Annotated in this window: 9 protein-coding genes and 1 pseudogene; 8 read left to right on the top strand and 2 right to left on the bottom strand. The window is 65.4% G+C overall.

Annotated elements, in window-relative coordinates:
• Together KBW98_RS22750 and KBW98_RS22745 are read right to left on the bottom strand one after the other, a co-directional pair.
• Positions 1-274 (bottom strand): annotated as a pseudogene (locus tag KBW98_RS22750) (hypothetical protein); the annotation flags it as partial.
• Positions 275-613: 339 nt separating this feature from the next.
• Positions 614-2,017: a sigma-54 dependent transcriptional regulator gene (locus KBW98_RS22745; RefSeq protein ID WP_211522447.1), complete on the bottom strand. Its 1,404-nt coding sequence runs from the start codon at positions 2,015-2,017 to the stop codon at positions 614-616.
• Positions 2,018-2,439: 422 nt separating this feature from the next.
• Between KBW98_RS22745 and ubiE the strand changes: the two genes are divergently transcribed.
• The 8 genes from ubiE (at position 2,440) to aspS (ending at position 10,311) form a co-directional block, all read left to right on the top strand.
• Positions 2,440-3,174, top strand: a complete 735-nt coding sequence (gene ubiE, locus KBW98_RS22740; protein ID WP_211522446.1) for a bifunctional demethylmenaquinone methyltransferase/2-methoxy-6-polyprenyl-1,4-benzoquinol methylase UbiE — start codon at positions 2,440-2,442, stop codon at positions 3,172-3,174.
• A 10-nt stretch (positions 3,175-3,184) separates the two neighbouring features.
• Positions 3,185-4,156, top strand: a complete 972-nt coding sequence (locus KBW98_RS22735; protein ID WP_211522445.1) for a Tim44 domain-containing protein — start codon at positions 3,185-3,187, stop codon at positions 4,154-4,156.
• Positions 4,157-4,296: 140 nt separating this feature from the next.
• A complete protein-coding gene (locus KBW98_RS22730; RefSeq protein ID WP_229429369.1) occupies positions 4,297-4,914 on the top strand; it encodes an SCP2 domain-containing protein in 618 nt (205 codons plus the stop codon).
• The gene (gene ubiB / locus KBW98_RS22725; RefSeq protein WP_211522443.1) at positions 4,911-6,488 is read left to right on the top strand and encodes a ubiquinone biosynthesis regulatory protein kinase UbiB; all 1,578 of its coding nucleotides are present in this window, start codon (positions 4,911-4,913) and stop codon (positions 6,486-6,488) included. The genes KBW98_RS22730 and ubiB overlap by 4 nt, the downstream gene beginning before the upstream one ends.
• Before the next feature lie 3 nt (positions 6,489-6,491).
• A complete protein-coding gene (locus KBW98_RS22720) occupies positions 6,492-7,091 on the top strand; it encodes a methyltransferase domain-containing protein (RefSeq protein ID WP_211522442.1) in 600 nt (199 codons plus the stop codon).
• A gap of 364 nt (positions 7,092-7,455) precedes the next feature.
• Entirely contained in the window at positions 7,456-7,782 is a 327-nt protein-coding gene (locus tag KBW98_RS22715) for an FmdB family zinc ribbon protein (protein WP_211522441.1), read from the top strand.
• A gap of 47 nt (positions 7,783-7,829) precedes the next feature.
• Positions 7,830-8,417 carry a DUF502 domain-containing protein gene (locus KBW98_RS22710; protein WP_211522440.1) on the top strand — a complete coding sequence of 196 codons (588 nt, stop codon included), beginning with the start codon at positions 7,830-7,832 and terminating at the stop codon, positions 8,415-8,417.
• Positions 8,418-8,517: 100 nt separating this feature from the next.
• Positions 8,518-10,311 (top strand): aspartate--tRNA ligase, encoded by a 1,794-nt coding sequence (gene aspS / locus KBW98_RS22705; protein ID WP_211522448.1) that lies wholly within the window; start codon positions 8,518-8,520, stop codon positions 10,309-10,311.
• Positions 10,312-10,379 lie beyond the last annotated feature (68 nt).

Below are 10,379 nucleotides of genomic sequence, written 5' to 3'. Positions count from 1 at the left end.
CGCTGGCGCCGTTGGCGTTGCCGCTGTTGGTGGCCACGTTGCCGATATTATTGATGGTGTTGCCGCTGACATCCCCGGTCAGGCTGCTGGTGGCGGTAGCGCTGGAGGTATTGAACGAACTGGTGATCGCGGAGTTCGCCGTGCCTCCGTGATTGGCCGCTGCTGCGCCTTCGGCAGTAGCGCGGGCGTTGCCGCGGGCGGTCGGTTCCGTTGTTTGTGCTTGTGCCATGCCGAATGCCAGTGCGATTGCAGTTGCCAAGATGGTGCGCTTCATGTGACTCCCCTTGTGTCGCTGAGTTGAGATAACCCGGTGCCAAAATGTCACCGGTCCACCCGTCCTATTAGCACTTGTCGTGCCAGCTGAAGACGCTTCTGCAAGTCACTGATTTGTAGGACTATTTTGATGAGTACTCGTAGGACTCGTGCTGATTGATGTGTCGGATCAACCCTTGCGATCAAAACTGTCTCAGCGGTGTGACACAGTTGACGGCGCTTGTACAAAGGTGTCTCACACATAGGTTTGCCGTGCATTCCGGGCAAGCGCGCAGGCGCGCCCGCTGCGCGGCGGGAACCGTGCACGCGGGAATGGTCGAAGAAGCGCGAGGGAAGGGGGCTAGGAGGAAATCGAATGCTTGGCCATCAGGCGATACAGGGTCATGCGCGAGACGCCGAGGTCGCGCGCCGCCTGGCTGATGTTGTTGCCGCTGCGCGCCAGGCTGTTCGAGATGGCGATGCGTTCGGCCGACAGGCGCGAGGTGCCGAGGCCGTCGTTGAGCGGGCCGATCGGGCCGGCGCCCGGCAGCTCCAGGTCTTCGGGCATGATGAGGCGGTGCTCGGCCAGCACCATGGCGCGCCGCACCCGGTTGATCAGCTCGCGCACATTGCCCGGCCAGTCGTACTGGGCCATGGCGTGCAGGGCTTCCTTGCTCACCCCCTTGAGCTGCGGACTGCGTTCTTCCGCGAATTTATGGAAGATCATGTCGGTCAGCATCGGCAGGTCTTCCTTGCGCTCGCGCAGCGGCGGCACGCGGATGGGGAAAACCGAGAGTCGGTAGTAAAGATCCTCGCGGAAACGTCCATCCGACACGGCCTTTGGCAGGTTGACGTGGGTGGCGGCGATCACGCGTGCGTCGACCGCGATCGTGCGCGTGCCGCCCACGCGGTAGATCACGCGCTCCTGGAGGAAGCGCAGCAGGCTGGCTTGCAGGTCGAGCGGCAGGTCGCCGATTTCGTCCAGGAAAATACTGCCTCCGGAAGCGGCCTCGAGCAATCCGCGCTTGTCCTTGGTGGCGCCGGTGAAGGCGCCCCGTTCGTGGCCGAACAGTTCCGAGTGGATCAGGGCCGGCGCCACTGCCGCGCAATTGATGGCGATGAAGGGACCGGCGGCGCGCGGCGAACGCGCATGCACTTCCTGCGCCGCCAGTTCCTTGCCGCTGCCGCTTTCGCCCGAGATCAGTACCGGCGCGTCGACCGCGGCGATCTTGGCGATGTGGGCGCGCAGGCGCGTGATGGCGGCGGAGCTGCCGTCGATGCGGCCATTGCCATAGGCGCGCCGGTGCTGGCCGGCGCTCTTGCCGAGCACCGCCATGCCGTGCGCGTGGCCCAGCGAATGCTGGAGGCGCAGCATGTCCACCGGACGGGTGTGGAAGTCGAACAGGTGGGTGGCGATCAGGTGGCGCAGCGCCGGCTGCTCCAGGCGATGGGGGTCGAACACGCCGATCCAGCGCATGTTGTGGTGGCGGCGCAGGAAGCGTTCGGTCTCTTCGTCGTGCGCGCCGTCGCTGCGGTCGAGCAGCAGTCCGACCGCGTAGTGCTGCTGCGCCAGGACCTTGTGCGCGGCGGCCAGGCTTTCGACCATGCACACATCCCAGCCGCGCAGCTCTCCGTAGCAGCTGCGGGCGCCCGCGCCATCCTCGTTGGTAACGCATAACAGACGTTTCACAGACACCGTTGACCTCGTTTGTCTACCGGCCTGTGGCCGGTTCGATTTGTTGTGAGCCTCGGTGCACGACGGCATGACTCACTTTGGGTACCGCGGGCGCGCAAAGGCGTGCATGGTACGAAAAGCGTTTCGTGAATTAAACCGTATTTGCCGTTTTCACGGCGCACAGACGTTAATATTATTTTAAGCAGCAGTCCGCGATCCGAACGGGGCCAGGCCAGGCTGCCGGCCTGCCGTTCGGTATAGCCTGTTGCCAGCACGACAGGATTTTCCGGTGACGACGAGGCACGATGCCGGCCAGGCCGATACCATCGATCTTACCGGGCATGACGATGTCGGAAAAGCCACTTCCAGAACTTCTCCTTCGGCGAGCAACTCGACAGCGGATTCTTCGTTGTGGGCGGCCAACACGTCGACGCCGGATTCCTCCAGGGCATGCATGACGGCCTCGCGCATGGCAACTTGTATAATGTGGCAAGACCACACCGCATGCACATATGACCAACACCACCCACTTCGGCTACAAGACCGTTTCCGAGGACCAGAAGGTCCAGGAAGTCGCCAAGGTTTTCCATTCGGTCGCATCGAAGTACGACGTCATGAACGACCTGATGTCGGGCGGCCTGCACCGTATCTGGAAGGCCTTCACCATCGCCCAGGCCGGCGTGCGTCCGGGCTTCAAGGTGCTCGACATCGCGGGCGGCACCGGCGACCTGGCCAAGGCCTTCGCCAGGCAGGCCGGCCATACCGGCGAGGTCTGGCTGACCGACATCAACGAATCGATGCTGCGCGTCGGCCGCGACCGTCTATTGAACAAGGGGCTGGTGACCCCCACCTTGTTGTGTGACGCGGAGAAACTGCCGTTCCCGGACAATTATTTCGACCGGGTCAGCGTCGCCTTCGGCTTGCGCAACATGACGCACAAGGATCAGGCGCTGGCGGAAATGCGCCGCGTGCTCAAGCCCGGCGGCAAGCTGCTGGTGCTGGAATTCTCGAAGGTGGCCGCGCCGCTGCAGAAGCCCTACGACGTGTATTCGTTCTCGGTGCTGCCGTGGCTGGGACAAAAGATCGCCGGCGACGCCGAGAGCTATCGCTATCTGGCGGAATCGATCCGCATGCATCCCGACCAGGAAACCCTGAAAGGGATGATGCTCGATGCGGGACTGGAGCGGGTCCAGTATTTCAACCTGACGGCGGGTGTGGCCGCATTGCACACCGGTATCAAACTCTAGGAAGAACGAGATGAAGAAATTCTTGGTCACGATGATGTTGGCCCTCACCGCGGTCTCGATGATCGCGGAAGCGACCGCGCGCCCGATGGGCGGCAAGCGTTCTATCGGCCGCCAGTCGCAGGCAGTGCGCCAGATGCCGGCCCCGGCGCCGGCGCCCGCGCCGGGCTTCCAGCGCGCCCCGAACGCGGCTCCCGCCGCGGCCGCCGGCGCCACCGGCGCGGCTGCCGCTGCCGCCAAGAAGCCGAGCATGTGGAAGGGCGTCCTGGGCGGCGCGCTGCTCGGCCTGGGCCTGGGCGCCTTGCTGTCGCACTTCGGCATCGGCGGTGCGCTCGCCAGCGTGATCTCCTCGATCCTGATGATCGGTCTCCTGATCCTGGCCGTGATGTTCATCGTGCGCATGTTCCGCCGCAAGGACACGCCGGCCAATCCGGCCTTCGCCAAGGCCGGCTACGGCGCGGCCCAGCCTGTACCGGCCGGCGCGGTGGCCACGCCGGAGATCGGTTCGGGCCTGAACAAGCCGGCTTTCCAGCCCGCGGCCTTCCAGCACCAGCCGCCGCAGGGCGGCTCGTCGCTGAACCAGGGCGGCGCAAGCCACAACCAGTGGGGCGTGCCGGGCGACTTCGACCAGGACGCTTTCCTGCGCCAGGCCAAGTCCTCCTTCATCCGCCTGCAGGCGGCCTGGGACCGCGGCGACAGCAACGACCTGCGCGAATTCACCTCGCCCGAAGTCTTCGCCGAGCTGAAGATGCAGATCCAGGAACGCGGCGGCGTGGCCGACTACACCGACGTGGTGACGGTCGACGCCCAGCTGCTGGGCATCGAGACCTCCGCCACCGACTACCTGGCGAGCGTGCAGTTCAACGCCATGGTCCGCAGCGCCCCGAACGCGCCGGCCGAACCGCTGGTCGAGGTGTGGAACCTGTCCAAGCCCCTGTCGGGCAATGGCGGATGGGTGCTGGCGGGTATCCAGCAGGTATCGTAAATTATTTTTAAGTAAAGCTTCCGTGCTGCCGGGTGCGAGCCCGGCAAACTGGTAAGATCGAGACCGCCCGCTTTCCGCCGGGCGGTTTTTTTTATTTAAGTAATGCTATGTTCCCCAGCTCTCCCCAACAGGCCTTGCTCATGCCTGCGCTTGCCGCGATCAACCACCTGCTGGCCCAGGAGGCCTGGGCGCGCGCCGCGCTGGCGCGCCATGCCGGCAAGGACGCCTGCATCGATACCGGCCACTTGCAGTTGCGCATGCATGTGGCGGCCGACGGCATGCTCGAAGCGAGCCGCGGCCAGGGGCCGGCCGGGGTGACGATCCGCGTCAAGCTGGCCGACCTGCCGCTGATCGCCCAGGACCGCACGCGCGCGCTGTCCTACGTAAAGATCGAGGGCGACGCGGAATTCGCGAACACGATTTCGCAGCTGGCCAACGGCCTGCGCTGGGATGCCGAGCACGACCTCGAGCGCGTGGTCGGACCGCTGGGCGCGCGCCGCCTGGCCGAAGGCGCACGCCAGGCCGGCCAGCTGGTGAGCGGCGCCGGCCGCCGCCTGGCCGAGAACCTGGCCGAGTTCCTGGCGGAAGAGCGCCCGGTGCTGGTGCGTCCCGCGCTGCGCGAGGAATTCGCCGCCGAGGTGGTGCGCCTGCGCGACGACGTCGAGCGCGCCGCCAAGCGCATCGCCCGCCTCGAACAGCGCCTGGCCCAGCACCCGCGCATGGACCTGACCCCGGACCTGACTTCGGACCGCCGATGATATTGAAATTCCTGCGCCTGCTGCGCATCCTCACCGTCTTCACCAAGTACGGACTCGACGAGATCGCCGTCTCCAGCCTCAATGCGCCGCGCACCGCGCGCATGATGAACACCTTCTTCTTCTGGCGCCGCATCACCTCGCCGCGCGCGATCCGCCTGCGCCAGGCGCTGGAGGAACTGGGCCCGATCTTCGTCAAGTTCGGCCAGGTGCTCTCGACCCGGCGCGACCTGATGCCGCAAGACATCGCCGACGAACTGGCCCTGCTGCAGGACCGCGTGCCGCCCTTCGATTCCGATGTCGCCATCGCCCAGATCACGCGCTCGCTCGGCGCCCACCCGGACCAGCTGTTCGCCCATTTCGAACGCGATCCGGTGGCATCGGCCTCGATCGCCCAGGTCCACTTCGCGCGCCTGAAGAACGGCAAGGACGTCGCGGTCAAGGTGCTGCGGCCGGGCATGAAGAAACTGATCGACGAAGACATCGCCCTGATGCACATGGCCGCCAGCCTGATCGAGCGGGTGTGGGGCGAGGCGCGGCGCCTCAAGCCGCGCGAGGTCGTGGCCGAATTCGACAAGTACCTGCACGACGAGCTTGACCTGATGCGCGAGGCCGCCAACGCCGCCCAGCTGCGCCGCAATTTCGCCGACTCGACCCTGCTGATGGTGCCCGAGATGTATTGGGACTATTGCTCCAGCAGCGTGATCGTGATGGAGCGCATGCGCGGCATCCCGGTGTCGCAGATCGACCGCCTGGCGGCCGAGGGCGTGGACCTGAAAAAACTGTCGAGCGACGGGGTCGAGATCTTCTTTACCCAGGTGTTCCGCGACGGCTTCTTCCACGCCGATATGCACCCGGGGAATATCCTGGTCTCGATCGAGAAGGAAAGCTTCGGCCGCTACATCGCGCTCGACTTCGGCATCGTCGGCACCCTGAACGACTTCGACAAGGATTACCTGTCGCAGAACTTCCTGGCCTTCTTCCGCCGCGACTACAAGCGCGTGGCCGAGGCCCACATCGAGTCCGGCTGGGCGCCGCCGAGCACCCGCGTCGACGAACTCGAGTCCGCGGTGCGCGCCTGCTGCGAACCGATCTTCGACCGTCCGCTGAAGGACATTTCCTTCGGCCAGATCCTGCTGCGCCTGTTCCAGACCTCGCGCCGCTTCAACGTCGAGGTCCAGCCCCAGCTGGTGCTGCTGCAGAAGACCCTGCTCAACATCGAGGGCCTGGGACGCCAGCTCGACCCGGACCTGGACTTGTGGAAGACCGCCAAGCCCTACCTCGAGCGCTGGATGGCCGAGCAGGTCGGCTGGCAGGGCTTCGTCGAGCGCCTGCGCGCCGAGGCGCCGCGCTACGCCCACATCTTCCCGCAGTTCCCGCGCCTGCTGCACCAGGCCCTGGCGCGCGAAACCCATCCGCACCTGGCCAATCCGAATGTCGCCCAGTCCGACTTGCTGGCCATGCTGGTGGTGCAGCAGCGCCGCACCAACCGGCTGCTGGGCGTGATGGCCTTCCTGCTGGGCGGCTTCGGCATCGGGGCGCTCGGCTTCTACCTGCTGCAGGTGCATGGCGCCTGAGGCATGACAGCCGACTTCGCGATCCGCGATCCGCTCCAGCCCGGCTTCTGGGACGAGCGCTTCGCGCGCAATTTCACGCCCTGGGACCGGGGCGCCGTACCAGCGGAGCTGCGCCGCTTCGTGACTGAGTCCGGCAAGCCGCTGGCGGTCCTGATTCCCGGCTGCGGCAGCGGCTACGAGCTGGCCTGGCTGATGGAGCAGGGCTGGGACGCCACCGCGATCGATTTTTCGCCCGAGGCCGTGGCCCGCGCCAGGCGGGTGGCCGGGGAGTGGGGCGGTCGCGTGGCCGAGGCGGATTTCTTTGCCTGGGAGCCAAAGCGGCTGCTCGGCATGGTCTACGAATGCGCCTTCCTGTGCGCGATGCCGCCCGCCATGTGGCCGCGCGTGGCGGCGCGCTGGGCGAAGCTCCTTGCGCCCGGCGGGGTGCTGGCGGGGTTCTTCTATTTCGACGACAAGCCGAAGGGGCCGCCGTTCGCGATCGCCCGGACGCGGCTGGACGAGCTGCTGGCGCCGCATTTCGACTGCGTCGAGGACGAGGCGGTGGAGGCGTCGATTCCCGTGTTCGCGGGGAAGGAGCGCTGGATGGTGTGGCGGCGCAAGTAGGCGCCGCGGTGTTTGACCATCGGTAGTCCAGCGTAGGGTGGATCCCCAAAAGAAAAAGCCCGCTCGCGCGGGCTTTCAAATCAGTATTCTTCTACGGATGGACGGCGGCGGACCGCGCCCGATCTTCTGTTTCTTCTTGACTTGGACACCAGAGCGGACTCTGCTGCCAACATGCTTTAAAGAAAGATGCTATTAAATCAGCTCATCGATGCTTAAGCAAACGAAAGAGTTGTTGACGATGGTGAAAAACAACACCGTTTGCCGCCCCCATTGCCTTCCAGGCGCCCCCATGGCAGGCCGGCGGGCAAAACCCGCCGTAAAAGCTTTATAATTCAGGGTTTTGAAGATTTTTGCGGAGTACCACATGCCGATTTACGCCTACCGCTGCGAAGAATGCGGTTTCAACAAAGATGTGCTGCAAAAAGTATCCGATCCGGTGCTGACCACCTGCCCCTCGTGCGGCAAGCCGGCCTTCAAGAAGCAAGTGACCGCCGCCGGCTTCCAGCTCAAGGGCACCGGCTGGTACGTGACCGACTTCCGCGGCGGCACGCCGCCAGCCACCGGGACCGCCGCGGGCGCCTCGGCGACCCCATCGGCGGCCGCCCCGGCCGCTTCCGGCGAGAGCGGCGCTACAGCGCCGGCAACGCCGGCAGCCGCAGCAGGCACCGGCGGCGACAAGAGCGGCACCTGATCCACCGCGGCCTCCGGGCCGCGGTCCAACAAGAACAAGAGAACGCGATGCGCAAATATTTCCTGACCGGCTTGCTGGTCCTGGTACCCCTGGCGATCACCGCCTGGGTGCTGAGCCTGATCATCAGCACGCTGGACCAGTCGCTGCTGTTCGTGCCGGAAGCCTGGCAGCCGCGCCGCGTGTTCGGCGCCGACATCCCCGGCATCGGCGCGATCCTGACCCTGGCCATCGTCTTCCTGACCGGCCTGCTGACCAACAACCTGGTGGGCGGCTACGTGGTGCGCCTAGGCGACCGCCTGCTCAAGCGCATCCCGGTGGTCAGCTCGCTGTACGGCAGCGTCAAGCAGGTGTCGGACACGCTGTTCTCGTCCTCGGGCAACGCGTTCCGCACGCCGGTCCTGATTCCCTATCCGCACGCGGATTCCTATACCATCGCCTTCCTGACCGGGGTGCCGGGCGGCGACGTGAAGAACCACCTGGTGGGCGACTACGTGAGCGTGTACGTGCCGACCACCCCGAACCCGACCTCGGGCTTCTTCCTGATGATGGAACGCAGCAAGGTCGTGGAATTGAACATGACGGTGGATGCGGCGCTAAAGCACATCGTCTCGATGGGCGTCGTCGCTCCCGAATAAGCGTCAACAAGATCAGCAGAACAAAAGGGCTGCCCGGCGTTTCGACGCTGCCGGCGGCGCAAACCGAACCAACCAACCTGGAACGAAAACTATGTCCACCATGCGTACTCATTACTGCGGCCTCGTCACCGAGGAACTGCTGGGCCAAACCGTCAGCCTGTGCGGCTGGGTGCACCGCCGCCGTGACCACGGCGGTGTGATCTTCATCGACCTGCGCGACCGCGAAGGCCTGGTGCAGGTGGTCTGCCACCCGGACAACGCCGAGGTGTTCAAGGCCGCCGAGCACGTGCGCAACGAGTACTGCCTGCGCATCACCGGCACCGTGGTCAACCGCCTGGAAGGCACGGCCAACGCCAACCTGAAGTCGGGCAAGATCGAGATCAACACCACCGCCCTGGAAGTGCTGAACGCCTCGGTGCCGGTGCCGTTCCAGCTGGACGACGACAACCTGTCGGAAACCACCCGTCTGACCCACCGCGTGCTCGACCTGCGCCGCCAGCAGATGCAGCACAACCTGCGCCTGCGCTACAAAGTCTCGATGGAAGTGCGCAAGTACCTGGACAACCTGGGCTTCATCGACATCGAAACCCCGATGCTGACCAAGTCGACCCCGGAAGGCGCGCGCGACTACCTGGTGCCGTCGCGCGTCAACCCGGGCAACTTCTTCGCGCTGCCGCAATCGCCGCAGCTGTTCAAGCAGCTGCTGATGGTCGCCAACTTCGATCGCTACTACCAGATCACCAAGTGCTTCCGCGACGAAGACCTGCGCGCCGACCGCCAGCCGGAATTCACCCAGATCGACTGCGAGACCTCGTTCCTGACCGAGCAGGAAATCCGTGACCTGTTCGAAGACATGATGCGCGTCGTGTTCAAGAACGCGGCCGGCATCGACCTGCCGAACCCGTTCCCGGTGATGGACTTCGCCACCGCCATGGGCTCCTACGGTTCGGACAAGCCGGACATGCGCGTCAAGCTGCAGTTCACCGAACTGACCGAGCTGATGAAGTCGGTCGAGTTCAAGGTCTTCAACAGCGCCGCCAACATGGTGGGCGGCCGCGTGGTCGGCCTGCGCGTGCCGCAGGGCGCGTCGATGCCGCGTTCGGAAATCGACGCCTACACCCAGTTCGTCGCGATCTACGGCGCCAAGGGCCTGGCCTACATCAAGGTCAACGAGAAGGCCAAGGGCCGCGAAGGCTTGCAGTCGCCGATCGTCAAGAACATCTCGGACGAGGTGCTCACCCAGATCCTGGAGCTGACCGGCGCCCAGGACGGCGACCTGATCTTCTTCGGCGCGGACAAGGCCAAGGTCGTCAACGACGCCATCGGCGCGCTGCGCGTGAAGATCGGCCACTCGGAATTCGGCAAGAAGGCCGGCCTGTTCGACGACGTCTGGGCGCCACTGTGGGTGATCGACTTCCCGATGTTCGAATACGACGAAGACGGCGATCGCTGGAACGCGACCCACCACCCGTTCACCGCACCGAAGGACGGCCACGAGGACATGCTCGAGACCAACCCGGGCGCCTGCGTCGCCAAGGCCTACGACATGGTCCTGAACGGCTGGGAACTGGGTGGCGGCTCGATCCGTATCCATCGCGAGGAAGTGCAGAGCAAGGTGTTCCGCGCCCTCAAGATCGATGCGGAAGAAGCCCAGCTCAAGTTCGGCTTCCTGCTCGACGCGCTGCAGTACGGCGCGCCGCCGCACGGCGGCCTGGCCTTCGGCCTGGATCGCCTGATCACCCTGATGACCGGCTCCGAGTCGATCCGCGACGTGATCGCCTTCCCGAAGACCCAGCGCGCCCAGTGCCTGCTGACCAACGCGCCGTCGGAAGTGGACGAGAAACAGCTGAAAGAGCTGCACATCCGCCTGCGCAACGAGCCGAAGGTCGCCTAAGGCCGCCTGAGGCGCCGGTAGGGTCGGGGGGGGGGGCCCCCCCCCCCCGCCCCCCCCGGCGGGCCCCC

Source organism: Massilia sp. ST3, from assembly GCF_018119405.1.
Classification (GTDB): Bacteria; Pseudomonadota; Gammaproteobacteria; order Burkholderiales; family Burkholderiaceae_D; genus Telluria.
The sequence above is the reverse complement of the archived record's forward strand: the minus strand, read 5'-3'. Positions and strand labels throughout refer to the sequence as shown.

Bases quoted from the DNA above. Each gene is read 5' to 3' on its own strand.
- KBW98_RS22745 (WP_211522447.1), bottom strand. From the start codon at position 2,017: ATGCCGTCGTGCACCGAGGCTCACAACAAATCGAACCGGCCACAGGCC.
- ubiE (WP_211522446.1), top strand. From the start codon at position 2,440: ATGACCAACACCACCCACTTCGGCTACAAGACCGTTTCCGAGGACCAG.
- KBW98_RS22735 (WP_211522445.1), top strand. From the start codon at position 3,185: ATGAAGAAATTCTTGGTCACGATGATGTTGGCCCTCACCGCGGTCTCG.
- KBW98_RS22730 (WP_229429369.1), top strand. From the start codon at position 4,297: ATGCCTGCGCTTGCCGCGATCAACCACCTGCTGGCCCAGGAGGCCTGG.
- ubiB (WP_211522443.1), top strand. From the start codon at position 4,911: ATGATATTGAAATTCCTGCGCCTGCTGCGCATCCTCACCGTCTTCACC.
- KBW98_RS22720 (WP_211522442.1), top strand. From the start codon at position 6,492: ATGACAGCCGACTTCGCGATCCGCGATCCGCTCCAGCCCGGCTTCTGG.
- KBW98_RS22715 (WP_211522441.1), top strand. From the start codon at position 7,456: ATGCCGATTTACGCCTACCGCTGCGAAGAATGCGGTTTCAACAAAGAT.
- KBW98_RS22710 (WP_211522440.1), top strand. From the start codon at position 7,830: ATGCGCAAATATTTCCTGACCGGCTTGCTGGTCCTGGTACCCCTGGCG.
- aspS (WP_211522448.1), top strand. From the start codon at position 8,518: ATGCGTACTCATTACTGCGGCCTCGTCACCGAGGAACTGCTGGGCCAA.